The organism is Flammeovirga aprica JL-4, assembly GCF_012844305.1.
Lineage (GTDB): Bacteria > Bacteroidota > Bacteroidia > Cytophagales > Flammeovirgaceae > Flammeovirga > Flammeovirga aprica.
Genome location: NZ_JABANE010000008.1, coordinates 88,127 through 113,867 on the forward strand (window position 1 = coordinate 88,127; position 25,741 = coordinate 113,867).

Sequence of the window (25,741 nt, forward strand, 5' to 3'; positions counted from 1 at the left end):
TATGGATGAGTTGAACGATATAGATTTTGGCAGTGTAGGCACTCAATCACTTACACCAGAGCAGAAAAAGAGTCTAACTACAAAGAAACCTAGAGTAAACACTCAGGGCAATAAGCCAAGTGCGAAAAAGAAAGTGAATGTTCCAAGCCATGTGAAATTTGGGGATGGTGATGACCTCCCAAATCAGATGATAGCAATGGTGGAAAGATCATCTATTATGCCGGGTTTGAGTGAATTTTGGGAAGGCGTTCTTTTTGGCGATGGTTTACGTTTGTATCAAAAAACTACAGTGAACGGTAAACGGAAAATTGTAGAGTTTGAAGATGCAGAGGTAGAAGAGTGGCTTGAGGATAGCAGAGCAGAAGAAGCATTGATAGAAGTACTTCCGGATTATTTTGCTACTGGCAATGGCTTCATACAGTTACTGTGGAATAAGGGAGGTAAAATATACCTCTTCAAGCACAATGAAGTAACGGAGTGTAGAGTGTCACCTTTTGATAATCAAGGTTTATCAAAGTACGTTGTAGTAGATCCTCATTTTTCACAGTATGTTACCTCTGACACAATTAACATTAGTGAAGAAGTACCAGCTGTGGAAAGAATAGAGGTTCCGAACCTTATTACCAATAAAGAAGCTGCAGAAAAAGAGAAGAGAGGGATCATTCATATCAAGCGAAAAAAAGCAGGGAAACGTTATTATGGGTTGCCGGTTTGGTGGTCTGAAGAAACGTTGAAAGCCTTAAATATTTCTTATGAGATTTTCACCTTTAAGGAAAAGAACCTGAAGAATTCGCTGAACATCAAATATCATATAAAGGTTTGGAAAAACTTTTTCAAAGATAAGTTTGGGCACCAAACAGATGAGGAGGAGTTGAAGAAAAAGAAAAGAGATTTTGTAAAACAGATTCATGAGAATTTGACAAAGCCCGAAAATGCAGGAAAGGCTTTTTGGAGTGAATTTGTTTACGATCAAAGTACTAAGCAACCTTTATCAGGAATTATCATTGACAAAATTGATAGTAACCTCAATGATGATGCTTATTCAAAATCTATTGACCAAATCACTGCAATATTGGCAATGGCCACAAACACTAATCCGGGGCTTGCTGACCTCATAGTTGCTGGTAAATTAGGTGGTGACACTGGTTCCGCTGTAAGAGAATCTTACAATGTCACAGGTAAAACAAAGACAAAAATTTCAAGAAAGCTATTGCTGGCACCTATCAACTGGGCCTTGAAATACAACTTTCCGGAATTAAAAAATGTATTTGTTGATTTTGCCAGCTTTGAGCTGACTACTACAGATCAAAGTAAAACAGGAGTAAAAGAGTCTAACCCAACCGTAAATCAAGATGCAACTGCTACTCAACAAGGATAATTACCTGGATTATATCGATGTCAATGCTGAAATACACTTTGACACTTTAGAGCGATTTGTAAAAAAAGCAACTCATGAGTTTCTGCTTGATTCCATTTTTGGAATTGGTAATGAATTATACAATGAACTCACTGCTCTTGTTACTCCAAGCGATAAGGAACAGGAACTGATAGACCTTATTTGTACAGCTCTTGGCGATTATACCATGATGTGTTTTATCACAAAACATTCTGTACAAGTAAGTGGAGCAGGAGTTGTAGTTGTGAAATCTGAGAATACAGCTCCAGCTTCAGACAAGAAAATTGAAAAGCTGGAGAAAGAATATTACCAGGGGGCTTTTACATTTCTGGAGAAAGTATTTGTATTTCTTGAAGAGAATAAGAGTGACTTTGATACTTGGGTAATGTCTGACTCTTATACTATCAGAAATGAGCTGTTTGTTTCTTCAGTACTGGAGTTCAAAAAGATTATTTCTGAAGTAAAAACAAGAGTGTATTATATGAAACTGAGAGCTTACTTAGCTCAAGCAGAAACTACATTATTACGCTCAGAATTGGGTACCGAACTCATAGTAACACTCAAAGACCAAGTCATAGCCAAAAATGTAGAGGAGAAATATCAGTACATCGTAGAACAGATCAAAGTCGCTACAGCAAATCATGCATTTGCTCACTATCTCAATATGCAAGGAGAGGAAATGGAGGCCGTAGTACTGCAATGTAAGCAAGTGGCAAAAGAAGCTATGATTGCAGTGACTGATACGTTTAAAAGTGATCCAGAACTATATCCTGATTATCCAAATCATAAAGAGGAATATAATCGATTGATAGGGAATAATGGGGAGCACGACTCTCAATTTTTGACATTTTAATGAAAGACATTAAGATCATATATAAGGTAGACGGGAAGGAATATAATATTCAGAAAAAGATTCCTCAGAGTTATGACGATTGTACATACAATCAGTTGGTGAAACTTGTCAAGCTTCGTCACAAATTTCCTGCAGTACGATGTAAACTTGAGGCTATCCGGTACCTGTTCGAATTAAAAAATGTGCAGTTTGCTTTTATTCCTGCAGAGCTTCTAAATCTGCTCACCAAGCAACTGAACTGGATCACAGATGAGCCTTATTTATATACTCAACAGCTTAAAAAAGTAAGAAATTATATTGGTCCTGAAGGTGTCTTGAGAGATGTTTCTTTTCTTCAATATGTATATGCGGATTCATTTGCTAATGAATTTACCAGGACAAAAAACACAGAAGAGCTTTATAAGCTAATAGCAACATTATGGATTGAAAAAGGAAAGCGTTTTGATTCAAAAGACATTAGTGTGAGAGCTAAAAAAATAGAGCTTACATGGAGACAGTATCAAGTAGATATTGCCATTATGTTTTTTATGTCCATGAAAAATGCGTTCGTCAATAAGCTTTATGCAACTGTATTTAAAGGTTCCGGAAATAATAGTACTGCAGAACCGGAGGAAGACCCTTGGTTTTCAGCAACTCGTATTTTGGCGAAAGATGGAAGTTTGGGAACAATAGATGACGTACAGCAGGAAAATGTTCATACAGTTTTAAAAACACTCCAGGAAATAATTAGAGAAGACAATAAAATGCGAAAAGCTCATGATAACACTAGAAGCGTTTAAATCATATTGGGATACGTACCTGACGCATCCAGACATAGAAAAAGTAGTTGTTGGTGACATTGACGATCTGATTGCTATAGCTGATAAACTCCAACCTACAGAAGCTCCAGTATTATTTGTTTCATTTCCTTTCAGAGATTCTACACCAGTAAATGAAGCTGAAGCCAGTTGGGAAGAGTTGAGTTTACTTGTAACGATCTATGACATTCCATCTACTTCTCCAAGGGTGAAAGAGGCAGATAAAAAAATACAATGTCTTTCCAAAATAGAACCTATCATTAAAGCTGTGTATACAAAGTTTTATTATGATTGCAATTATTCTGAAACCTATCCGTTTGGCATGGAAGCTTGGACGGACTGGAGAACAAAGGGACCAAACCCTTCCAATCCAATAACCACTAAAAAATTTCATGGCTGGAGCTTTGGGGTAGACTTAAAAATCAATGATGTAATTCCTTATGATGAATCATTATGGCAACAGTAACAAAGGATTATACGATACTGACTAAAAGTCGTGAAGGAACTATCACGATCGATACAGATCAAGATGAGGAAAAGGGATTCAGAATAGACCCTGATAAGGAGAATTGGGATACACCTAATTATAACGATGGAATTGTTTTCCAGAAAAAAGGGATAGGAGCTATGCAATTTTTTATTCCTGAAATTGGAGCTTCATTTGTTGAATCACCTACACCTCCAGCTTCTCAATATGAATTATCCCCTACGGCATTAGTGATGCCGGTTCAACCCTTCTATGGTAATGTAAATCACCCTCAAACTTTCTTCTTTGTCGTTAATGGAGGAGATAGAGAGAATTCTGTCAAAGACACAGATATTCAAGGTTTGTTAGAGCCAGACAACTACACAACGATAGCGAGTAAGTCTACACCTTTATGTCTTTCCTTTAAAAAAACGCAAAGTGCTGATATTACATTAACTGCAAAAGTATACTATAGCGATGGAAGTACTTCAACAAAAACACTATTTACAGTGTCGAGTGAAGCTAATGAGATCTATAATTTCCAATGTGGGTTTAATGAATTAGGCTTGTCAGATCCAAATAATTCAGCAGAGAAGTTTGAGTTATCAACAATTCACAATTCAGTTACTGTATTTTTAAAGACTGAATTTCAGCAAACTTTTTGTTTCCTGAATAAATTTGGAGGTTTCTCAAATTTAGTTTGTTGGGGGGAATATCAAGATGAGTTGAAAACAACAAAAGAGAAAGCGGTAATTGATGTTGAGTATAACCAGTTAATTGAAGTTTTTAATTCTCACACAAAAAAATACAGAACCATTTCTACAGGATATGGTGTAAACTGGGAAGTAGTTCAAGGGTTCCTTGAGTCAGAAGCTGTTTATACCTACATCAATAATGAATGGAAAAAAGTTATTATTGATGTAGATTCAGTAAAGTCGGAACAGCAATATACTCCAGGTGTTTTTACCTTTAAATATTCAGACGATGTACAAACTTGAAATACTTTATAATGGACAATACGAAGCATTAGACATTAATAGTGATAGCATAACGATTAAATTGCAATCTTCATTTTTGTCTTTGTCAACAATTGATACTACCAGGACACTTCCTTTCAGCTTGCCTTTTACAAAAAAAAATAAAAGGCTCTTTTCATTTTTTCATATTATCGATAATTACAATAAACCTGAAAGGCTGAAAGCGAGACTAACCTCAAACAATAAGACAGAAGAAGGAGAATTAAAAGTAAAGTATGATAACGGTATTTTTGATTGTACACTTTTTCTTGGACTAGGATCTATTTCTGTGCAACTAAAAAAAAGCATATCAGATTTAGATTTACCTTCATTTGATTTGGATCCAAATGATGAGAATAAGTATTATATCATGAAAAACTATTATGATGTAACCACTTTAGATTTTGGTACAAGAGTAAGGGAGTTTGTATTCTATTTTAAAACATGGAAAGGAGATAGTGAGCCCATTGAGACCGCAGCAAAAGTTATGTTCTCAATACAAGAATCTGCTCAAAACTCATATATCACTGTAGAAAATTTTGTCAATATCGTCAATGGCCAATTAGAGAACCTTGAAATAGGAGCTATATGTATAAAAATAAACGATTCAAATTTTGGGTTTGAAATCACAGACCTTTCAATCAAAGAAATTTTTCACGAAAGAAATTATCTTCCAATCACTGAGCAGAGAGAGCTAGAACATTCAACATTATTTTATAGACCATTTATAGAGACATTAGATGCTTCTTCACCACCTATTGAAAATTACTATGTAACTGATATGGAAGATATATTCTGTTTGCCAGTTGGTAAAACAGAAGAGCATTTAGATGATGCTGCACTAGGTGATAATGTCAATGTGAAACTATTAGGAGGAGATATTGATAGAGTTGTTCCTGGTTTATATTTCACAGCGGTAATAAAACTATTTGCAGAGGCATTAGGGTATAATTTGCAAGGTGATATTTATAACGAAGGAGTAAAGGATTTAATGTTTTGGGGCGATGATATAACACAGACATTAAAGTTTGATCTGGTAGATATGATTGAAGAAAATACAGTAGGTGATTTCTTAAAAAACTATGCAAGTATTTTCAACTTTCAATTTTACATTAATGGGAATGATTTAATTTTTACTCATAGAGAAAATGAAATGAGTAGAAATACTGATGTCATTAACTTAGATAGTTGTATTTCTTCAAATAACAATAGTTTCTTTTTAGAAAAAATTAAGTCTGAATTCAACCTTTCATTTAAAAACCAAACCAATTCAGCTATAATAAAACCATCTGGTGTTTACTACGAAGTTGAGTCTATTGAAATCAAGTTTGAGACAGTTCAATCAAAAACTTTTACAGTTTTTGAAAAAGGGAAAATAGGATTTGCTGCAAAGTTTTTAGATTCAACACCATATACACGTTTTTATACTCGATTAGGAGGTATAGTATTATCAATGAATGAAGAAGATACTGAGTCAGTATACAATAAATTTTATAAATCTTATATCACAAGATTATATATTGAGCAAGAACGTTACAAATTCAAAGGAAGGTTTAATGCTGTAGACTATAATCTTTTTGTCATTGATCAAAAGTTTATTCACAAAGGACATATTTTCTATCCAATTGAATGCACTTTAAATCAGGAGTTACTAACATTTGAAATTACAACAATAAAAGAAAGATGAGCGGTATAGCAGAATATCAGAGAAATGTCACCAATGATTGGGCCGACTATACAATCTATAAGATGGCTCAAGCATTGGCTCAAAGTGGTGTGGAAGTAAGCCGAAAAGATATAATCAATTTAAACTCAGCATTGATCACTGATATGAAAAGCAGTGAAGGAGGTTATATGATTGGTATTCAGTTTGCGGATGCAGGCCGTTATATAGATATGACTCGTATCAATTACCGAGGTTCAGGGCATAACTCACAACAATCTTTTTTAGATGTTCTGAAAGAGTGGGTTGAAAGAGTTGGTCCAGATAATTTTAAATATGTTCCTGGTTATAAAAATAATCCGGAAGGTGCTGCACTTCTGACCGATGACAAAAGGATAGAGCGTATTGCTTTGGGGATATTCAAACACAAAATGGATAATTCAACTCACCAGCGTAAAGCATGGTGGTCAGAGGAATTTTACGGATCACTTTCAAGTTTATTTGCAAAGCTCTCTTATGGCTATGGAGTGGAAACAGCAAAGACATTTCAACAAATTGCCGAGAAATAAAAAGCCTCCAAAAAGGAGGCTTATTCAATCATTTATCTTTTCTTGAGTTCAGTATTTTTTCTAACTTCTTTTTCAACTCATTGTTTTCATCGTTTTTCGAATCAATTTTCTCATACAGCTGGTTGAGCTTTTCTAATGAGTCATAATACTTATTTCTCCAGTATTCTGCCTCTTCTGAGGATGAAGCTGTATTTTCTTCAATCTCGAAAATTTCTTTATCCACTCCCAAGCCGTGACAAATTGTATCCATTTGTTTTTCTGTCCATGTTTCAGCACTTAAATACCTCTGAATAGAGGATCTATGCACGCCAATGATGTCTGCAGCTTCGTGTTGTGAGATGGATCTGTCATGTAAGTAAAGGCTGAGTCGCTTGCCTTGATGGTTGATTTTATTAAACATGAGGGATAATAGTTTTAAAATTTAATGAATCAAATTGATTCTTATGATTCTTTTTAGTACGTTTGAATTACATTATAATGATGTGAATTGCATCATAGTAATGTAAATGTATTAAAAAGAATCAAAAAAAGTAGGCTATCACATGAGGAAAGAAGGCAAAACCATATACTTAACTCCAGATTACTGGGGTAAACTTGATTCAATAGTGAGTCAAATGTTCGGTTTAGATAAGAAAGATGTAAGTCAGCATTTCAAGCGTGAATTTATCACATCAATGATTGATTTGGCAGAAACAATGCTCATTGCCAATAGTAATAAGTATGAATTGATCATAGAGATTAATAATCTGATGCAGAGCTATTTGAAAACCAATGGAAAATGTAATGAGACAAGAACAACAACTATCAACCCCGGAAGAGACAATCACAAGGTTAGTAGCTTTAGAGGATCTTCTACAACGCCTGAGACTCCAGAAAAGTACTTACAAGAAGAAGGGAGACAAGGAAGAGATGGAGAGAATTGCATTGAGAGCCAAGGAGGTACAGCAGGAGATTACAGAGATAAAGAAGGAAATACGGACTCTTCCAAGCTTCAAAATGTTATTGATGATCATCATCACTTTGGTACTGACCATCTCTATAGAACTGAAGCTCCTTCCGGAAGTAGAGGATTATGCAAGAGTAAGGCATGGTCAGGTTCACAAAGTACGGCAAAACCCGAATGCGAGAGCAAAAGGGAGAAGAAAAGAATCAATGAGTTAAATAATGAATCAAAAGTAACTGAATAATGATCGCTAATGAAACAATTGAAGCGGTCAAAAACATCCCTATTGAAGATATTGTTGGCCGCCATGTAGATTTAAAAAGAAAAGGGAAATACTACTTTGGTAAATCTCCCTTTACAGAAGAAAAGACAGCTTCATTTTCTGTCACACCATCCAGAGGCATATTCAAATGCTTTTCATCCGAGAAGTCAGGCGATGGTATTTCTTTTATACAGCAATTAAAAGGTTTCTCTTTTACAGATGCAATCAAAGACATTTGTCAGAGCCAAGGTATTCAACTGCAGTATATCCAAGGTGACATCTATTCTGCAGAAGAGAAAAAAAAGCGTGAGGAAGCCTACAAAAAGAAAGAAGCTATTCAAGCTTTATTGGACTTTGCTCTTACATTTTTTCAGTTGCAGGAATTTCCTGATAAGTTCAGAAAAGTAAGAAAGTTTACCCTTGAGGTATTGGACCAATATAAAATTGGTTATGCACCTCATGGAAATAAATTACTTGAAGCTCTCAGAAAAAACCAATACAGTATAGAATTGGCTATTGAAGCAGGTCTAATTGGTAGAAATGACGAAAAAGAAGAATATGACTATTTCAGAGGTAGAGTAATTTTTCCAATTTTTGACCGCTGGGGTAAAGTACTTGCTTTTACTGGGCGTACAGATGCGTATTACTTTAAAAGTGAAGAGGAAGATCTAAAGAAGAACAAAAAACATGTTCCTCAAAAATATTTCAATAGTCCTGATAGTGTCTGGGAAAAGGGGAAGAATCTTTACGCTCTCAACATTGCAAAGGATCATATCAATAAACTAGACTATGCAATTCTAGTAGAAGGCACCACTGATGTAATGCGGTTGGCAGAACATGAGTATTTTAATGCTGTAGCTCCATGTGGCACCGCTTTCACTGATGATCAGATTGCTTTGCTCAAAAAACATACTCTTAATGTCTGTATCATTGCAGATAATGACATATCCAAGAAAGCAGGCAAAAAGGGGAAAGGTGTAGAGTCGATGGAATCACATGCCATTCGATTGCTGCACGAAGGTTTCAGAAGAGTTGAGGTAATTATACCTCCAGTGGAAGGTCAAGATCCGGATGGCTACTTGAAAGTGAAAAGAAAAGATGAAGTAGACAAGTTCATTAATTCACGCATGAGCTTTCTTGATGAATACCTTTTGAATTACTGTACTGCTCAGGGAGCATTGGGGGCAGTTGAAAAAACGGAAGTAATAAGATGGGCTGGCGAAATTATAGAGAATATTCCAGATGATTTATTCAGACAAAGTGCTTATGAGAATCTTTGCAGACAATGGAAGCCATTCAATCAATACAAACTACCTAAGAAAGCCAAAGAAGTAGAACTCCCTAAGAACATAGGAAAGGAATCAATGGACGATTTCTTTGAGTTCGATTTTTACGAGAAAGACAACTGTTACTACACTTACGAGAAAAGAGGTGAAAGAAGGATCTGTGCTTTTACGATGCAGTACCTCTATTTTGTTGTGACTGATGACATTCCTTTATATGTGATCAAATTTCAAAATACATTTGGAAGATCTACAATCAAGGCATTTACAACAGATGAAACAATTGTAGCATCTGAGTTTAGAAAACAAGTATCAAGACTTTACGGGAGATTTTTATTTGAAGGAAGAGAAGAGGATCTTAATAGGATTAATTTAAAGTTGAGAAAAGGTGTAAAAAAAGCAGATGAACCTCAACAAATAGGCTATAACATCGAGCATGATTTCTATATCTGGGGCAATGGTATTCTTTACAACAATGAGCTTTTAAAGGCAAATGAATTTGGTGTAGTAGAAGTAAAGTTTCCTTTGAAAAGTGAAGAAGACTTTTTGAAAGTAGGAAATGATACAGTGATTGATTTAGCAGGGAAAGACTATTTGATAGAATCTCCAGAAGTAGCCAGAAATGATCTAGGAGATAAGTTGACCACACTTATAGAAAGTAACCAGGTTAATATCTTGAAATACTTCTTTTTGCCTTTTGCTGATACGAAAGGACTGGCAAATAATGTGGATGGATCTGCTCAAAAACTATTCACTCTTAATATGAATAACAAAATCAATTTTGAAAAATGGGCAGAACTGCTCAACAAAGTTCATGGAGAGCACGCAAAACTGATGATTGGTTATTATATGATGTCTCTTTTCAGAGATATTATCTACAAGCACAATAATAGCTATTGTCCTCTTTTGTCTCTTTTCGGACCTCCAGGAACCGGAAAAAGTACAGCTGGCCGTTCACTTGCCAGAATGTGGGGTTCAAATCACTGTGAAGAAGAAGGAATGAATATCAACAACGATACTACAAGAGGTATAGAATCACATGTTGATAAGTTTCAGAATGCAATAATTTGGATCAATGAGTTTTCCCGTAATATAGAAAAAGACAGAGTAGGGAAGTTGGAGCTTCTCAAAACCTTTGCAGGAGGCTCAGAAAGAAAAACCCGTTCAACGAAAAACTACAAAAGCAACAATGCTAAAAATCGTAATGGCACCATTATATCAGGGCAAGACTCTGTGAATTTTGATCCGGGCTTGCATGATAGATGTATACCGCTAAAGTTTGAGCCGGTAGAACATAATAAAGAGGCTTTTACTACTCTTAAGGGGTTTGAAGAAAATGGACTTTGCACCCAAGTTACTGCAGAACTTTTGAGGTACAGAAAGGTAGTGGAGAAGAAGTATACCGAAACAGCAAAAAAAGTAAGAGCTGAACTGGAGAGAAGATTAAAAATAGAATTGGACAAAGGACGAATGTCTTATTTTCCAGACGAGCGTATTATTCTGAATACAGAATCTGTAGTGGCTCCTATTGTTCTTTTTAGTGATCTGCTAAAATACCCATTTACGGTTGAACAGGTATATATAAATGCTATAGAAAATATCCGTTACAAGGTTTCTATCAAAAAATCGAACAATGAAGTGGCTACCTTTTTCTCAGTGGTTGCAGCTGCAGGTTTGGTTTATGGCAATCATTACAAGATTGAGAAAGAAAACGATGGAACGGGCCGAATGAAATTGTTCTTAAGATTACGCTTAATCATGCCTTTGTATCGATCGGCTTCACAGCGTCAAGGTATGTCACCTTTCAATGAGTCAGACATCAAAGATATGTTGCTCATGCACAAAGCAGCGGTTGAAACAGAGAAAGTGGAAGAAAAATACAAATTAGGTGACAGATCCAAAGGGGTCAACTTCCCAAGAATCAATAAAACCAACACTTCAGCACTGGTAATGGATTACGGTATTTTGGCTGAAGATGGTCTTGATGTATTAAACCAGGAAGTCAATGATTACGCAAAAGATCAGCAAACTACTTCTTCTTACAGTAAGAAAACAGAAACCACAAAATCAAAAACAAAAGAGATGCAAAAGACTATTGAAGGTACAGCTCACCCATTGGATGATTTTTTCAAAACAGACAAGATCAAGCTTACTCACTTTCTGAAATCTTACAAGTTGAAAAAAGGAGGTACAGATGCTGACGCAAAAAAATATCTTCAGCAATTGATTGATAAAGGTTATGCCAGTCAAGTTAGACATGATTGGGCTGAGCTTAATCAAAAAAAGGAAACTATCAAAGTATCACATGATACAATTTTAAAAATTTTAAAAGGCTAATAAGATGACCACTGCATTTTTAAACGACAAAGTTAGAGTAGAATTAGATGGAGGCTTTGAGCAAAGATTGAGAGAATATGAAGCAAGAGGAATAGCAGCTCTCCAATTCCAATTGCCAATGATTGGTTTTGTCGCATTATTTGATCATCCAAATGAAGGTGACAAAAAATCAAAATTTTGGAGAGCTCACAATGAACTGATTAATTATTTGGATCAGCTGGAGATAGCAGCACTCAAAAACCCTGAAGATTCAAAAGCCTCAAAGGAGCTTAAATATGATATGACTTTTATACAGGATGATGTAAAATACATCCTGGACCTATTGGAGCAGGTAGACCCAAGATCATTCAAGGCAATTCTAAAAGATGTACACAAATGTGTAAAACGATTTGATATAGATCCGTTTTTCTCTGATCAATCAAACTATGATGATGTTTGCTATCAAAAAGGTGAAATGTATAAGTACCAGACTTGTTTAGCGTTTTTGATTTCGGCTTATGATGTGCTGTACGAAGGAGTTATTGACCAGTACGGACAAAAGAGGCTTACAACTTATTATAACAGGAAAGCACATAATAAAGCAGTGGCCTGTATGAGGTATGCTTTTAAAGATACCAAAACAGATATAAATGGTACAGCTGTAGAGATTGTAAGGCTTTATGTACATGCAAGAGGGAATTAAAGAGGTTCAGTTTATTTGAAAGAGTTTAATCATCAAATCAAGATGATTCATGAAAAATATTATTAATTGGTTTTAGTCAAGTACGTTTCTTTTAGAAGGATGCTATCATATAGTATCCTTCTTTTTTTGCCTTAGAAAAGTACAATTTTAGTCTTCTTTATATATGAATATATGAACATATTTGTAAAAACGGGTATAAGTATCTTTTTTCATCTTTTTTTCACTCAGAGGGGTATATATGTTTTGAGTTTCCAAGAAAATAGAAGGTAGTGCAATTTTATTATATATATATCATTGATTTATAAGTATATATATAATATTAATATATGTATAGTTATATTTTAAGCTTGGAAATACTGGGAAACTCTTGGAAACTACCCCCCTTTTCTTGGAAACTCGGCTAAATTCTTGGAAACTCACCCCTATTTTTGGGAAACTCGTCTTTTTTTGTGGAAAATGAGTTTCCCCGATTTGGGGCATCTTTCCAAGTTTGGAAAGTGTTTGGAAAGTACTTCCCAAGGTGTTAATTATCTTTTTATCAGTGTTTTATGTTTCTATTTTTGGCGTTTTTGGAAACTGGGAAAGATTTTTCATATATACTCTCCAGAACAAAAGTTTTTTCGTAAAAAAAAAGAGTGTGATTTTTCTGTTTTATTGGGTTAGTTCAATCTTACCTTTGAAAAATTGTCAATTATCTATAATTTGCATCTAAAACAAACAAGCAATTGAACTCGAAATATGAGTTTTTCGTATATTATAAAAAGACCTATCCACTAACTATTGATTTCAAAACTATTTAAAATTACAACTATGTATAGCAGTATCGATATCGCCAATGTCTTTGTTCAGTTAGCCTATAAAGAGGAGAAGCTGATTAGACCTATGAAGCTTTTAAAGCTTACATATATTGCGTATGGATATTATTATGCTTTTTTTGATAAGCCTCTCTTTCATGGGAGAATTGAGGCGTGGAAATATGGACCTGTTATTCCTGAGCTTTATGATGCAATAAAGATGTTTGGAAAAAAACCAGTTGAGCCTTTTTATATGCAAACTATAAGTACTTCAAATGTGGATTCTAAAACGGTAGAGTTTTTAGCATCAATGTGGAAGTTTTATAAGAATTTTGATGGACTTCAATTGTCTTCAAGAACACATGAGGAAGGAACGCCTTGGCATAAAACATGGGATGGAACTAGAGATAAAGCAATTGAAGCAGATACTATAAAAGAGTATTACAGTGAACTAATAAGCAATAATGTCAAATAAAGATCTAAGCGAAGAAGAGAAACATAAAAAATCAGTAGAGTACTGGCAAACTTCCACAACTGGAGGAGAAATTCAGACAACTAAAACAGCAAGTAAAGAAAGTCTTGAAGAGAAGAAACTTTTTGAAGGCAGTTCAATGCACTCTCTTTTTAAAGGTGATCAGAGCGATATTGATGTTTTTTCAAAACTAAGAAAATCACAATTAGAGTTTGATGAATTTAAAATTAGATCTGCCAATGAAACATCTGAAAGAGAATTAAGAGAGAGAAATGCAACATTAGCTTTTATTTTCAGCTCAGTTTGGGGAGTTTTTATTATCTGTCTTATTACAAGTAAGGTGTTACTTTCTAGTCCATGTCCAGAAGGATCTACGTGTGTGGCTAGTGCTATTGTATTGGCTTTTGGTTTATCTTCAACTGAATTTATGTTTATCATTGGTACTATGACTACATCGATTTTTGGCTTTTATCTATTGGTATTAAAATATTTATTTGATAAAAAAGCACCTTCCTATTCAAAAAAATAAGAAGGTGCTTTTTTTAAAAGCCTTTTTTATATCACTCCCCCTCACTCAAACCACTAATAAACTTCTCATAGCTTTCATCATAAAACTGTTCATACCTCAATAGCTCCACACGCAGTACCTCCATTCCTGCAGGTGTGATCACAAATCTTTCAAAGCAATCATCTGTAGTGCCAATTACCCAATTGTTGTGCAATGTGCCTATGTCTGTAGGTTCCAGAGTAATCTTTTTCACATCTTCTCCAGGGTAACTTATAAAAACCATATTAGCACGAATGCAAGTGTTTACAATTTGCTGAACAGAAGTATTAAAATGATCTGCAGCTTCTTGTACCGTTTTATTTATTGATCTTGATTTTGCCATGTTCTTCTAATTCAGATTTTGAGTAAGACATACCTTTGTAGATTTCGTATTGGTCCACCGTAACGAAATCTTTCTTATCTCGAGAGAAATAGGTTTGAAGAGTATTGAGGCTTATGCCAGTGTAAAGTGCGACGGCGGCTACTGAGCTGACGAATTGGAATTCGTTTGTTTCAGTATTTTTAATGAAAATTGTTGCTCTCATAACGAAAATTGGGTTTTGCTTTTTTTTTAGCACAACCGCACTGCCCCGGAGTAAAGATACTAATAAAATACCACATATACAAAATAATGTCATAATATTGTATTTAGTTTACTCCTTAATTAGGGCGTGCGTTTTTACGATTTTCAAACTTTATTGATTATTGAGAATGTACCCCGAAGGGCGAAGAAGAAAAAAAGTTTTTTAGGCTTTCTTTCTTCTTCTTGAGAAGACCGCTTTTGATTCCTCAGATCCTTTTGCTTGCGTGCCATGAAGAAGAAGAGCGAACTTTTCAACTTTTGAATCATAAGCGAGAGAATCATCTGAATCAATCGGAATTCCCATTTCTTGAGCTTCTGAGGAGTATTTTACTACCACCGCTTCTCTGAGCTTATACTCATCAATTAAGTGATCGTAACGGCCTCCTCTCGAAGCGGTCAACACTAAGTTATCAGGGATTGAATCAAGACTTTCAATCCAGTAGTTTATGCTTTTGGTGTAAGCATAAAACAAAATGTCTTGATTTTGTCTTGCGATCTCTATCCATGCTTGGAAGTAATTTCTATTAAAGAAATCACCCGAAGCGTGGATTCTGAAGAGTTTTTCACGCCTTCTCAGGTCTCCGATAACGTCCTCAGTGATCTTTTCAACCATTTGATCTTTGCTGAGCTTCACAAGCTGTAGAAAGTTGTTATTTCTTGAAGTCCTAACATTTTTTCTTAAGCTCTCAATAGAAGCAGCAAAACACCTAAACTTTCCTTTTTGCTGAAGTTTTCCAGTTTCTTTATTCACTTTGGCTAAGCAATCTAAAGCCCCTGGGCAACTGTGGCCGGCTGGAAGGTTAAAATTAGGAGTATCTCCTAATTTTGTGTTTGACCTCGAAACAGTCAATCTCATCATGTCAATTTTAAGTTTGGTTAAACTCTAAATGAAGGCGTTTCCCTCATTGTTCTATACAAATATACGGCATTATATTGTATAAAACAAATTTTAAATACAATAATATGACACTATATTGTATTTATTTTTATTTAATACAATATAGTGTCAATAATTTGTATTAAAAGAAAATTATTCGTAACTTAAGGACGGGGGAGTGCGGTCGTTTAAAAAAAACTCACTTTTAAAATGAATCAATTGATTCATTTTAAATAAGTCATTATATTAGAGTTCGCACACTTAGTCTTATGATGACTTATTTTAAATAGTATTAAAGAGAGCTGTTCAGAAACGGGAATAGTTCTCTTTTTTTTGCATAATTTCCACTTCTTAAATTTGAAGAAGTAAACACACCTAACGAATTGTGTTAGTATATTAGTAACTATTTCCACTTCTTAAATTTGAAGAAGTTACTTCTTAAAAAATCAGAGCTCATATAAGTTATTATTAGTTACTCTTTTTATATTTATATAATTATATCTTTTAAGGCTGAGTATTTATTTCGTAAACTATTAAACTATAAACTGATGAGTAATATCTTTGAGCAAGCTATTCGTAGAATTGCAGTTAGGGAAACTGTAAGAGCTATTGATTCGGTGGGCCGTAATCTTTCTGAAGCAGGCCAAGAAGTTAGAATGCCCTCTATGTGGACTAAACTTCTCTATATACCATTTAATGCTATAATCATTTATTTTATTAGTCGGTTAATTGGAGCCTTTATAGTTGGTATTTATCCTGATATTATAGAAAAAGGGTTTGGAGGTATATTCGTTTTTATAGCTGGAGCTTTGTTTGTTTTGTATTGTGCTTTGAGTAAGCAGTATGTATATGGTACAAAACGAAAAGAAATCCATAAAAGTGATAAAAGGTATAAAGTTGGATATAGGTTAGAATATAAAATTGTAAAGGATAAATCTGTAAAAATAGAGCTTCCTTTAAAGTATAAGTACATGTCTATATTTGGGGCTTGTTGTGCTTTTATTCTTGCTGCAAGTTTTGGTATGCCTAAAGAATACATGACGGAGGAGGAAAAACAACTGGCATTGATTGCTGAAACGGAAAAAGAGGAAGCAGCATATATTGAGAGAATGAATAAAGATGTTTATCTAGTTTTCCATAAAACAGGCATTAGTGGTGTTGACAGTGTAGTGATTTTTGGCAGTTCGTCTTATAATGCTTCCAGTGGTGTTTATGGAGAGTTGGTTAGTCACGCTGTACCTCATATTGAAAAAGAAAAGGGTTTTGTTTCTCAAGAATATCGCTATTCTCCTCATAAAAAATATCATGTACCCCTTGGTGGAGCTGTAGCAGGTAAAAAATATTTTGATGATTCAAGTGTTTTATTAGAAGCAAGGTTTTATGGTCATGGTTTTACTCCTAATCAGATTAAAAACAAGCTTAATTCTTTTGTTGATAAGAAGAAGCTAAACCATGAAATAATGAGAAAGCTTGGAAAAGTAGTGCTAAAAAAAGACGATGATGTAATGAATCAAGAAATATAAATAAAAAACCCTCAAACCCGTAAAATACGAGCAGAGGGTTTAATTAACGATTCTGATATAATAATAACACATTGACACTTATTCACAAAAAGTGCAGTGTGTTATTTTTTTAATTAAAATTGATTGCTTCGAATTCTCTAAATATTCTTTCTTCTAGTACCAGTGCATAATACTTCTGAGTTGTAATTACAGATGAGTGCCCCATCATTTTTGATACAGATTCCACGCTCATTCCTTGCATAAGCATTATACAACCAAATGTCTTTCGACCGATTTTATGAGTAAGGTTATAGTCTAGTTTCATACATTGACCGATCATTCTTAAAAAGTGATTGATATGTGCTCCAGTCTTAAAATCATCTTTATGAGAACCATCAAAATGATTGAGCATCTCCAGAGCTTGAGGAATAAGAGGGATGATACAAGGTTTATTATTCTTTTTCTCCGTTTTTGATCGGAAAATTTCTACATACTTGTTTCTGTTTCTCATTTTTATGTGAATTTTTGGATCAAATCTTTTTATTTCATTGAAATGCATACCAGTATAAGCACCAAAGAGTAACCATTTTTTGGCTAGTTCATAAGCTGGAATATTTTTAAGGTATGTATCTTTATGTTTTTCAATATTGAAAACTTTCAATAATTCGATCTGATCTTGATTGAGATACAGGATTCTACTTGGTTTTCTACCGTCCATTTCAATTTTCCCAAAGCGTATGTTGGGTACACTGTTAAGTTCTGCATAATAGTTGAATGCATTTCTTAACATTGAAAAGTCTTGTCGAATAGTGTTGTGAGAACGCCCAAAGTCTAATTGTTTATAGTAGACTTCTTCAAGTTTAAATGTAGTCACCTGATTTGCGTGTGTAATTTTACTGTCAGCAAGTATTCTGACGATTCTTTTTTGCATGATTTCTAGTTGTTTAAGTCTGTTGATTGATACACTTTTTTTTCTTTTGCTTACATAGACTGAAAAAATATGACCTATTTCAAGGTTTATTCCATTACCACGGGCATGTTTGATAATGTCATCGACTGTAATATTTTTGTTTGTCTGAAGTAAAGTGTTTGCAATTTGTCTGATATGTGTTTCCCATAAGAAAAGCGTTTCGTTGAGGATATTTGCATTTTTACATCCTTCCACTCGATTACTTTTCCAATTTTCCCGATTACATTTTACACTGGTACTTATACCTGAGTTAGCTCTTTGTCCGTTAAATGTGACTCTTGCACAAATGGACCCGATTCCAGTTTTTGCAGTGGTTCTTAGCTTTCGGAAATAGAATGAAACATGAAGGTTCATTTGTTGTGTTTTTAGTTGTAACATGTGAGGTTTTAGATTAGAATTTGAAACATCACATATTACTGTGTGACACCTCACATGATATAGTTGAAAAAAATTACCCTATTCAATTGATATTGAATAGGGTAATTGTGATGTATGTTATTATGTCCAAAAGCTGTATTTTTGATAATATGCGTTTGCATTTAGTTTGGAAGCAAAAAGTAGATAGATTAATTCGCGGTTTGCAAAAATACGACGAAAATCATCGTTAATCAATTTTTTTCGTAAAATAGCTTACCTTTAACCTATGATAATCAACGTAATAGTATGTAAAACTATTCGTAAATCAATAATTATTCACAAATGAAGGACCTATTGACCCTAAGAATCAAAAACATGGTTTGCCCAAGATGTGTGCAAGCTGTTTGGAATATTTTGGATAAAAATGATGTTATGGTTGACCGTGTTGAGTTAGGTGTCGCCTATTTACAACTTCCTTTACAACCAGATCAGCGGGAAAATGTTACAAAAGAATTAGAAAATTTGGGTTTTGAAATATTAGATGATAAACAGACCATCATTGTAGAGAAAGTGAAAAACTTGATTCATGATAAATTTCAAAATCTGGAAGAGCAACAGTGGAACAGGACTTTTTCTTCAGAATTAGAAGAACATTTAAATAAGGAATACTCTACAATCAGTCATCTTTTTTCTTCAACAGAAGGAGTGACAATTGAAAAATATTTGAATCAGCAAAAAATAGAAAAGGTAAAGGAGTTTTTGATTTATGATGAATTAAGCGTGAAGGAAATTGCTGATTTACTTGGTTTTAATAGTACACAATATCTGTCTAGTAAATTCAAGCAAGCAACAGGAATGACTCCAAATTCTTTTAAGAAAATGAACCCAACACACCTTAGAAATTGTTTAAGTAATAATACCTAAGTAACTGAAAAGCAGTGGTACTCAGGCTAGACCATTTCAGTTTTATCAAGAAGTAAAAAAAATTAAACATTTGTTAATTATCGAAATGTAATGTACCTTATGAATTGTACTGAATCATTTGTAACTAATACCTGACGAATAACATTGCTTTAAGGTTAGTTTTTTTCTACTCCAATGACAAAGAAGGATCAATTTTATCATAACCTATTACGTATACAACGCTCATTATCCTCCGATACTATTAAAAGCTGTATGGAATCTCTTTTGTATTTCGCTCAAGAATACTTAGAGTCATCTTACTGTGTAATTTGTAAAGTGGGAGAATATGGAGATGTGTATCATTGTGTTTCACGATATGACCAAGGCAAAAAAGTGACAATGCCTTCGCTAGAACAGATCATCACAAAAACGATCGAGACGAAAGAAATGGTGATTGCTCAGGAAGATACACACGAGATTATTTGTCTTCCCATTAAAAATATTCAACTGAATAAAGTAATGGGAGTCCTCTCTTTTGTACAGCAGAAAGATACAGAATATGATTTTTTTGCCATGGAGCAAGTTGCTATAATTGGTGAAAATCTAATGGATGTTCTTCATCAAAAGAACACTACAAAAGTTCAATTGCCAGTCAATAATTCCTTCAATTTATCTTTCAAACCCTTTTTTACTGATTCTTATAACCTTTGTTGTATCACAGATTCAGATTCCGGTGATTATTTGTTTATGAATCAATCATGGGAGAGAACCTTGGGGTATTCCATTGAAGAATTAAAAGCGTATAATTTTTCCAACTGGGTGCATCCTGATGATATCAATGAAACCATAAAGGTTTTCCAAGATGTTTGTGACGGAAAAGTAATCAGATCCTTTATTAATAGATACAGAACAAAATGGGGCGATTATAAATACCTGGAATGGGATGCGACTTTAGATGAAGATCGAAGAGTGATTTATGCTGTAGCGAGAGATATCACAAGTCAGCATGAAAACCATGAAAAACTATTTTTCCAATCAACGATTCTAAAAGCGGTTCAAGACAGTATTCTAGTAATCGATTTGGAGGGGAAAATATCTTATATCAATGATGCCGTTATCTCCTTAACGGGGTATCCTAAAAATTACTTGATGGGCAGACCATTGGATGTGATTTTGAAAGGAGTGGACAGGAGCAAGACGATCAATGTGGAAGTGAGCGATTTCTTGAAGGATGATAACTACATAGAGTTTCAGATTGAGAGAAGAGATGGAGAACACATTTGGATAGAAGTCAGAACAAGTGTTCTTGAGGATGTGTATGGTGATGCTATTGGATTCTTGGGGATTATCAAAGATATAACACACCGTAAGAAGTATGAAGATACGCTTATGAAAAGAAATGAGGAGCTGAGCAAAGCCAATAAAGAATTGGATAATTTTGTTTACAGAGTTTCTCATGATTTAAGAGCTCCAATCACATCTGCATTAGGTCTGATAGAGTTGTGTATGGAAGCATCTTTGGAAGAAGTAAAAGAATACCTCAAATTACAGCAGCGATCTCTTGTGAAGTTAGATGACTTTATTCGTGATATCTTGAATTACTCAAGAAATAACAGAATGGAGTTGAAGCCAAACAGAGTAGAGATAAAAGATCTGATAGATGTAACTCTTGAACAGTATAAGTTTATCAGTAATTATAAATTAGTAAAAATCACCAAAGAAATTAATATTGAGAATCACTTGTATTGTGATGAATCAAGACTTGCAGTAATTCTTAATAATTTAATTTCAAACGCCTATAAATTTACAACTTTGGTTCCTAATCCAGAGATTAAAGTGGAAGTCAATGTCTCGCCAAATGATTTGGTTTTAGTCATAGAAGACAATGGTATAGGCATTAAAAATGATCATATCAGTAAGATTTTTGATATGTTTTACAGAGCCACTGACGTCAATAATGGATCGGGCTTAGGACTGTATATTGTGAGAGAAGCAGTGAAGCGTTTGGGTGGAGAAATTTCTGTGGAATCCATTTTGAACGAAGGCACCAAATTCAAAATTACCATCCCAAACCTGTGGAGTATTTTCCCTAAAGAAATAAAAGAAAAAGCTACAAACTAGATCCGTAGATCAGTTTGTAGCTTGAAAGTAGTATAAAAAAGGGTGTATATGATTATATAGTGAAAAAGGTTATGCCTTTTTACGACTATAGAAGATACTAAAGAATACCGGGAATACGATCAGCGTTAAGACTGTTGCAGTAAGAATACCCCAAACAATCACGACCGCTAAAGGCTTCTGAGATTCCGAACCAATTCCCGTTGACATTGAAGCCGGTAATAAACCTACAAAGTCAGTCACTGCGGTCATCAATACTGGACGAATTCTTGATTTTACGCCATTGTGAACGGCATCATCCAATCCCATTCCTTCTTGTAAATTACTCTTGAACTTGGAGACGAGTAGTACACCATTCTGTACACAAATACCAAACAAGGCAATAAAACCTACACCGGCAGAGATACCGAAGTTCATCGTAAAGAACGTCAAACCAAGAATACCACCAATTAAGGCGAATGGTACGTTCATCATCACGATACTAGCGTCTTTTACGTTATTGAACGTTGTCAATAATACCAAGAAGATCATGACCATCACGACTGGAACGACTTGCATCAAACGGTTTTGAGCACGTTCCATGTTTTCAAATTCACCATCCCATGAGAAGTGCATTCCTTTACTGATATTCAAAGTGCCTTCTACTTTTTCTTGAGCTTCAGCCACTGCACTACCAAGGTCTCTCCCTCTTACGGAGAAGGTAATGGCAACAAATCTTTCACCACCACTTCTGTAAACAAAGGCAGGGCCTGTTTGAGTAGTGATATCAGCGATTTCGCCCAACTGTACCATTCCACCATCTAATGTTGGAACTTTGATATGACCAATCATATCAGAATCTTGTCTGAACTCCTCTTGGTAACGAACACGGATATCAAACCTTCTCTCGTCTTCATACAATTGAGTGGCCGCTTTACCACCAATTGCCATTTCGATTACGGATTGAGCATCAGCTGTAGCCACTCCATAAAGCGCCATTTTTTCCTGATTCAGATCAATACGTAATTCAGGTTGACCGATTAGTTTGATGACGTTAAGGTCAGTGATACCGTCAATGCCTTCCATGATGTTTTTAGCCTCATTGGCTAAATCTTCCAATTGGAATAAATCATTACCATAGATTTTTAAGGCTAAAGCACCTTTCACACCAGTTACAGCTTCTTCCACATTATCCATAATAGGCTGTGAGAAGTTGAAAGAAACACCTTGGTAATCGTTTAATTTATCTTCGAGTTCAGTGATGATTTCTTGTTTTGATAGTCCTCTTTCCCATTCATCTTGAGGGTAAAGGTCTACGTGGAATTCAATATTGAAGAATCCCGTAGGGTCAGTACCATCATTAGGTCTACCTGTTTGAGATAATACGCCTCTTACTTCAGGAGTTTCACGAATCGTTTTTCTGAGTTTTTGCGTCATATCATACGACTCACTCAAGCTAGAACTGATCGGCATAAAGGCTCTGATATAAATCGCCCCTTCATTTAGCTGAGGTAAGAATTCAGTACCCAATCTTGATCCAAAGAATAAACCAACTGATAATACAGCACCTGATAATAGCACTGTTAATCTTTTACGCTTGTAAGCCCAAGAGAATGCACCGTAGAACATTTTTTGCATGAAACGAGTGAAGAAATTCTCTTTCTCTTTTACATTTTTCTTTAAAAGAACACTTACCAAAACAGGCACCAATGTCAGGGACATAATCAAGGCACCTAGTAATGCAAATCCAAAAGTATAGGCTAATGGTGAGAACATTTTTCCTTCCACTTTCTGGAATGCGAAAATTGGTACTAAGGCAAGAATAGTAATTAACTGAGACGAGAATAAGTTAGCTCCCAATTTAGAACCTGCAGACTTGATCAAACCTAATTTCGATAGCTTGTTGAATTTCTCCATTCCAAGTTCTCTCGCTCGTTTATCAAGTACTACAAAGAGTCCTTCCACCATTACAACGGCACCATCGATGATAATACCAAAGTCAATTGCTCCTAATGAAAGAAGATTGGCAGACATGCCTTTCATCCTCATACAAACTAATGCAAACAGGAGTGAAAGCGGGATAATGATGGAGACAATAAAAGTCGTTCTCCAATCTGCCATAAAGAGTAATACAAAAATGACTACAAAGAAAATACCTTCTGCTAAGTTCTTCATTACGGTGTCAGTAGTGTACTCAATCAGCTCGGCTCTATCATAGAAAGGTTCGATTTGTGTTCCTTCAGGAAGTACTCTTTCGTTCAAGTCTTGAATTTTCACTTGAAGTCTTTCGATTACTTCACTAGGATTTTCACCACGACGCATCACTACAATACCTTGCACCAAATCAGGATCATCATTCAAACCAACAATACCCAATTTAGGAGCAAACGTTTCTTGTACTTTCGCTACATTTTTGACCAAAACAGTTGTATTGCCATTTCGCTCAATGATCACATTTTCGATCTCCTCTTTATTGTTCAAAAGTCCAATACCTCTTACAACATAGGCTTGGTTTCTTTTCTCAATTACATCACCGCCCACATTGACATTACTTCTTTCTAAAGCTTCATAAAGCTCCAATGCAGTAATATCATATTGTGACATCAAATGCGGATCAGCACTTACTTCAAAGATTTTTACCTCACCACCAAAACTTACCACATCTGCAATACCCGGTACAGCTCTCAACTGTCTTTCAATCGTCCAATCTTGAAGCGTTTTTAATTCCCTTACGGATTGATGATCTGATTTTAATGTATATCTAAAAATCTCACCGGTAGGTCCAGAAGAAGGTTCCATTTCAGAATCAACGCCATCAGGAAGATCCACATTCATGATTCTGTTCGCTACCAATTGACGGGCTTTAAATTCATCCACATCATCACCAAAAGCGATAGTAACTACGGACAAACCGAACAATGAAATCGAACGAACTTCAGTTTTACCAGGGGTTGAATTAACCTCTACCTCAATCGGCAGGGTTACAAATTTTTCCAACTCTTCTGCACTCTTACCAGGCCATTGTGAGATAATTCTTACTCTTGGGTTGGTAACGTCAGGAAATGCCTCGATGGGTGTATTTTGATAGCTAATTACTCCGGAAACGATCAGGATTAGTGTCATAAAGAACACAAAGAATCGGTTTCTCAGAGAGAAGCTAATGATATTTTGAACAAAGTTTTTCATTTCTTCTACAAATTTTTAGCAGGTGACGGATTAGTTTTTAGCAAGTTGTTGTTCCATTAACTCATTGAATAATAATAGAGCTTTCTCAGATACAACGTGATCATTACTTTTCAAATCACCCGAAATGAATACTTTACCATCATTGTTCCCTTTTACTTGTACAGGAACAACTTTAAATTCTTGACCTACTTTCTTTACAACATAGTCTTTGTTGTTGTGGAATACGATGGCATTATCTGGCACTTCTAATACTTCTTCATCAAAGTTTTGGTAAACCACTACGTTCATCGCCATGTTAGGAAGTAACTTTTTATCCTCATTGCTCATCGCCACTCTAGCACTTAAAACCTTCGTTTCAGGATCAATCATTTTGCTCATTTTTTCGATCTTCCCTGTGAAAGTTTCATTAGGATACGCCATTGCTTTCGCTTCTACTTTAGCACCTAACTGTACTTTACTTAAGTCAGATTCGAATACATTGATTTTCACCCAAACATCACTCAAGTTGACAATTGTGAACATTGACTCTTCAAAATCATCACGCAATAACATATTTGCAGTAATGTTCTTTTCAATGATTGTTCCGCTCATAGGTGCTCTTACAATGTGAGTCGCATTGCTTGATTCACCCATTAATTTCAATGTTTGATTTACTTTTTCCAACTGAGCTTTTGCCGCTTCCAACTCACTTTTCGCTTGTTGTAATTCCAAAGCAGAACTTAAACCAGCATCAAATAATGAATTCGCTACTTCAAATTCCTTTTCCTCACGGTCAACATTGGCTTTTGCCTCGATCCATTCTTGTTTTACTTCCGCCATATCAGCAGAGTAAATTTTAGCTAAAACCTGTCCTTTTTTGACCTCATCACCGATAGCCACCATCACGTTGGTTACTCTACCAGAAACGATAGCTGGAATACGGATTTGTTTGTTAGGTAATGCCTCAACAGTACCTGTCAATCTGATTTTATTGGAAAGTGTAGAAGAGGTAACTGCTTCAGTAGCTACAATTTTTTTCATACTTGAGCTTAGCTCAGTAGTAGTTTCTTTTTTGTTTTCAGTTTTAGCTGTTGATGTAGAGCATGAATGAAAAGAAAGACTGATTGTTCCAGCGAATACTAGACCTGCAACGAATTTATATAAAGATTTCATGTGATTTCGAATTAAGATTAAGCTGTTGTGTATT

At 34.9% G+C, this 25,741-nt stretch carries 22 protein-coding genes; 15 read left to right on the plus strand and 7 right to left on the minus strand.

The window, feature by feature from the left end:
* Nucleotide 1: 1 nt before the first annotated feature.
* Genes HHU12_RS04440 through HHU12_RS04470 form a run of 7 tightly spaced genes read left to right on the plus strand, consistent with a single transcriptional unit; the run spans nucleotide 2 to nucleotide 6,760 of the window.
* Nucleotides 2–1,378: a hypothetical protein gene (locus HHU12_RS04440; protein ID WP_169655391.1), complete on the plus strand. Its 1,377-nt coding sequence runs from the start codon at nucleotides 2–4 to the stop codon at nucleotides 1,376–1,378.
* Nucleotides 1,353–2,249, plus strand: a complete 897-nt coding sequence (locus HHU12_RS04445) for a DUF6712 family protein (RefSeq protein ID WP_169655393.1) — start codon at nucleotides 1,353–1,355, stop codon at nucleotides 2,247–2,249. The genes HHU12_RS04440 and HHU12_RS04445 overlap by 26 nt, the downstream gene beginning before the upstream one ends.
* Entirely contained in the window at nucleotides 2,249–3,028 is a 780-nt protein-coding gene (locus tag HHU12_RS04450) for a hypothetical protein (RefSeq protein WP_169655395.1), read from the plus strand. The genes HHU12_RS04445 and HHU12_RS04450 overlap by 1 nt, the downstream gene beginning before the upstream one ends.
* Complete coding sequence (locus tag HHU12_RS04455; RefSeq protein WP_169655397.1) at nucleotides 3,006–3,512, plus strand: hypothetical protein; 507 nt, start codon at nucleotides 3,006–3,008, stop codon at nucleotides 3,510–3,512. Before HHU12_RS04450 ends, HHU12_RS04455 begins: the two co-directional genes overlap by 23 nt.
* Complete coding sequence (locus HHU12_RS04460) at nucleotides 3,500–4,510, plus strand: hypothetical protein (RefSeq protein ID WP_169655399.1); 1,011 nt, start codon at nucleotides 3,500–3,502, stop codon at nucleotides 4,508–4,510. The genes HHU12_RS04455 and HHU12_RS04460 overlap by 13 nt, the downstream gene beginning before the upstream one ends.
* Nucleotides 4,497–6,215 (plus strand): hypothetical protein, encoded by a 1,719-nt coding sequence (locus tag HHU12_RS04465; protein WP_169655401.1) that lies wholly within the window; start codon nucleotides 4,497–4,499, stop codon nucleotides 6,213–6,215. Before HHU12_RS04460 ends, HHU12_RS04465 begins: the two co-directional genes overlap by 14 nt.
* A complete protein-coding gene (locus HHU12_RS04470) occupies nucleotides 6,212–6,760 on the plus strand; it encodes a hypothetical protein (protein ID WP_169655403.1) in 549 nt (182 codons plus the stop codon). Before HHU12_RS04465 ends, HHU12_RS04470 begins: the two co-directional genes overlap by 4 nt.
* 28 nt (nucleotides 6,761–6,788) lie before the next feature.
* Here the strand turns inward: HHU12_RS04470 and HHU12_RS04475 are convergent, their stop codons facing one another.
* Entirely contained in the window at nucleotides 6,789–7,160 is a 372-nt protein-coding gene (locus HHU12_RS04475; protein WP_169655405.1) for a helix-turn-helix domain-containing protein, read from the minus strand.
* A 142-nt stretch (nucleotides 7,161–7,302) separates the two neighbouring features.
* Here HHU12_RS04475 and HHU12_RS04480 point away from each other — a divergent pair, with 142 nt between their 5' ends.
* The 5 genes from HHU12_RS04480 to HHU12_RS04500 all read left to right on the plus strand — a co-directional run bounded on the left by HHU12_RS04480 (nucleotide 7,303) and on the right by HHU12_RS04500 (nucleotide 14,062).
* On the plus strand, nucleotides 7,303–7,947 hold the full coding sequence (locus HHU12_RS04480) for a hypothetical protein (protein ID WP_169655407.1): 645 nt from the start codon (nucleotides 7,303–7,305) through the stop codon (nucleotides 7,945–7,947).
* Nucleotides 7,947–11,585, plus strand: coding sequence for a CHC2 zinc finger domain-containing protein (locus tag HHU12_RS04485; protein WP_169655409.1), 3,639 nt, complete (start codon nucleotides 7,947–7,949; stop codon nucleotides 11,583–11,585). Before HHU12_RS04480 ends, HHU12_RS04485 begins: the two co-directional genes overlap by 1 nt.
* A 4-nt stretch (nucleotides 11,586–11,589) precedes the next feature.
* Nucleotides 11,590–12,267 carry a hypothetical protein gene (locus HHU12_RS04490; RefSeq protein ID WP_169655411.1) on the plus strand — a complete coding sequence of 226 codons (678 nt, stop codon included), beginning with the start codon at nucleotides 11,590–11,592 and terminating at the stop codon, nucleotides 12,265–12,267.
* A gap of 810 nt (nucleotides 12,268–13,077) precedes the next feature.
* The gene (locus tag HHU12_RS04495) at nucleotides 13,078–13,536 is read left to right on the plus strand and encodes a Panacea domain-containing protein (protein ID WP_169655413.1); all 459 of its coding nucleotides are present in this window, start codon (nucleotides 13,078–13,080) and stop codon (nucleotides 13,534–13,536) included.
* Complete coding sequence (locus HHU12_RS04500; protein WP_169655415.1) at nucleotides 13,526–14,062, plus strand: hypothetical protein; 537 nt, start codon at nucleotides 13,526–13,528, stop codon at nucleotides 14,060–14,062. Before HHU12_RS04495 ends, HHU12_RS04500 begins: the two co-directional genes overlap by 11 nt.
* A 31-nt stretch (nucleotides 14,063–14,093) precedes the next feature.
* Here HHU12_RS04500 and HHU12_RS04505 read toward each other — a convergent pair whose 3' ends face one another.
* From HHU12_RS04505 to HHU12_RS04515, 3 genes are all read right to left on the minus strand, one after another.
* Nucleotides 14,094–14,423, minus strand: coding sequence for a hypothetical protein (locus HHU12_RS04505; RefSeq protein WP_169655417.1), 330 nt, complete (start codon nucleotides 14,421–14,423; stop codon nucleotides 14,094–14,096).
* Nucleotides 14,398–14,625, minus strand: a complete 228-nt coding sequence (locus HHU12_RS04510) for a hypothetical protein (protein ID WP_169655419.1) — start codon at nucleotides 14,623–14,625, stop codon at nucleotides 14,398–14,400. Before HHU12_RS04510 ends, HHU12_RS04505 begins: the two co-directional genes overlap by 26 nt.
* A gap of 201 nt (nucleotides 14,626–14,826) precedes the next feature.
* Nucleotides 14,827–15,522 carry a GP88 family protein gene (locus HHU12_RS04515; RefSeq protein WP_169655421.1) on the minus strand — a complete coding sequence of 232 codons (696 nt, stop codon included), beginning with the start codon at nucleotides 15,520–15,522 and terminating at the stop codon, nucleotides 14,827–14,829.
* 566 nt (nucleotides 15,523–16,088) lie between these two features.
* Between HHU12_RS04515 and HHU12_RS04520 the strand changes: the two genes are divergently transcribed.
* The gene (locus tag HHU12_RS04520) at nucleotides 16,089–17,063 is read left to right on the plus strand and encodes a hypothetical protein (RefSeq protein ID WP_169655423.1); all 975 of its coding nucleotides are present in this window, start codon (nucleotides 16,089–16,091) and stop codon (nucleotides 17,061–17,063) included.
* A 109-nt stretch (nucleotides 17,064–17,172) separates the two neighbouring features.
* On the opposite strand, the gene HHU12_RS04525 is transcribed toward HHU12_RS04520, so the two are convergent.
* Nucleotides 17,173–18,390 (minus strand): tyrosine-type recombinase/integrase, encoded by a 1,218-nt coding sequence (locus HHU12_RS04525; RefSeq protein WP_169655425.1) that lies wholly within the window; start codon nucleotides 18,388–18,390, stop codon nucleotides 17,173–17,175.
* 321 nt (nucleotides 18,391–18,711) lie between these two features.
* Here HHU12_RS04525 and HHU12_RS04530 point away from each other — a divergent pair, with 321 nt between their 5' ends.
* Complete coding sequence (locus HHU12_RS04530; protein WP_169655427.1) at nucleotides 18,712–19,293, plus strand: helix-turn-helix domain-containing protein; 582 nt, start codon at nucleotides 18,712–18,714, stop codon at nucleotides 19,291–19,293.
* A 174-nt stretch (nucleotides 19,294–19,467) separates the two neighbouring features.
* Nucleotides 19,468–21,393 (plus strand): PAS domain-containing sensor histidine kinase, encoded by a 1,926-nt coding sequence (locus HHU12_RS04535; RefSeq protein ID WP_205959776.1) that lies wholly within the window; start codon nucleotides 19,468–19,470, stop codon nucleotides 21,391–21,393.
* Between the two features lie 69 nt (nucleotides 21,394–21,462).
* Here the strand turns inward: HHU12_RS04535 and HHU12_RS04540 are convergent, their stop codons facing one another.
* Together HHU12_RS04540 and HHU12_RS04545 are read right to left on the minus strand one after the other, a co-directional pair.
* Complete coding sequence (locus HHU12_RS04540; protein WP_169655431.1) at nucleotides 21,463–24,555, minus strand: efflux RND transporter permease subunit; 3,093 nt, start codon at nucleotides 24,553–24,555, stop codon at nucleotides 21,463–21,465.
* 30 nt (nucleotides 24,556–24,585) lie between these two features.
* Nucleotides 24,586–25,707 (minus strand): efflux RND transporter periplasmic adaptor subunit, encoded by a 1,122-nt coding sequence (locus HHU12_RS04545; RefSeq protein ID WP_169655433.1) that lies wholly within the window; start codon nucleotides 25,705–25,707, stop codon nucleotides 24,586–24,588.
* Between the last annotated feature and the right edge of the window lie 34 nt (nucleotides 25,708–25,741).

Bases quoted from the DNA above. Each gene is read 5' to 3' on its own strand.
- HHU12_RS04495 (WP_169655413.1), top strand. From the start codon at position 13,078: ATGTATAGCAGTATCGATATCGCCAATGTCTTTGTTCAGTTAGCCTAT.
- HHU12_RS04460 (WP_169655399.1), top strand. From the start codon at position 3,500: ATGGCAACAGTAACAAAGGATTATACGATACTGACTAAAAGTCGTGAA.
- HHU12_RS04465 (WP_169655401.1), top strand. From the start codon at position 4,497: ATGTACAAACTTGAAATACTTTATAATGGACAATACGAAGCATTAGAC.
- HHU12_RS04520 (WP_169655423.1), top strand. From the start codon at position 16,089: ATGAGTAATATCTTTGAGCAAGCTATTCGTAGAATTGCAGTTAGGGAA.
- HHU12_RS04515 (WP_169655421.1), bottom strand. From the start codon at position 15,522: ATGATGAGATTGACTGTTTCGAGGTCAAACACAAAATTAGGAGATACT.
- HHU12_RS04485 (WP_169655409.1), top strand. From the start codon at position 7,947: ATGATCGCTAATGAAACAATTGAAGCGGTCAAAAACATCCCTATTGAA.
- HHU12_RS04480 (WP_169655407.1), top strand. From the start codon at position 7,303: ATGAGGAAAGAAGGCAAAACCATATACTTAACTCCAGATTACTGGGGT.
- HHU12_RS04510 (WP_169655419.1), bottom strand. From the start codon at position 14,625: ATGAGAGCAACAATTTTCATTAAAAATACTGAAACAAACGAATTCCAA.
- HHU12_RS04445 (WP_169655393.1), top strand. From the start codon at position 1,353: ATGCAACTGCTACTCAACAAGGATAATTACCTGGATTATATCGATGTC.
- HHU12_RS04545 (WP_169655433.1), bottom strand. From the start codon at position 25,707: ATGAAATCTTTATATAAATTCGTTGCAGGTCTAGTATTCGCTGGAACA.
- HHU12_RS04455 (WP_169655397.1), top strand. From the start codon at position 3,006: ATGATAACACTAGAAGCGTTTAAATCATATTGGGATACGTACCTGACG.
- HHU12_RS04440 (WP_169655391.1), top strand. From the start codon at position 2: ATGGATGAGTTGAACGATATAGATTTTGGCAGTGTAGGCACTCAATCA.
- HHU12_RS04500 (WP_169655415.1), top strand. From the start codon at position 13,526: ATGTCAAATAAAGATCTAAGCGAAGAAGAGAAACATAAAAAATCAGTA.
- HHU12_RS04475 (WP_169655405.1), bottom strand. From the start codon at position 7,160: ATGTTTAATAAAATCAACCATCAAGGCAAGCGACTCAGCCTTTACTTA.
- HHU12_RS04490 (WP_169655411.1), top strand. From the start codon at position 11,590: ATGACCACTGCATTTTTAAACGACAAAGTTAGAGTAGAATTAGATGGA.
- HHU12_RS04525 (WP_169655425.1), bottom strand. From the start codon at position 18,390: ATGTTACAACTAAAAACACAACAAATGAACCTTCATGTTTCATTCTAT.
- HHU12_RS04535 (WP_205959776.1), top strand. From the start codon at position 19,468: ATGACAAAGAAGGATCAATTTTATCATAACCTATTACGTATACAACGC.
- HHU12_RS04450 (WP_169655395.1), top strand. From the start codon at position 2,249: ATGAAAGACATTAAGATCATATATAAGGTAGACGGGAAGGAATATAAT.
- HHU12_RS04470 (WP_169655403.1), top strand. From the start codon at position 6,212: ATGAGCGGTATAGCAGAATATCAGAGAAATGTCACCAATGATTGGGCC.
- HHU12_RS04505 (WP_169655417.1), bottom strand. From the start codon at position 14,423: ATGGCAAAATCAAGATCAATAAATAAAACGGTACAAGAAGCTGCAGAT.
- HHU12_RS04530 (WP_169655427.1), top strand. From the start codon at position 18,712: ATGAAGGACCTATTGACCCTAAGAATCAAAAACATGGTTTGCCCAAGA.
- HHU12_RS04540 (WP_169655431.1), bottom strand. From the start codon at position 24,555: ATGAAAAACTTTGTTCAAAATATCATTAGCTTCTCTCTGAGAAACCGA.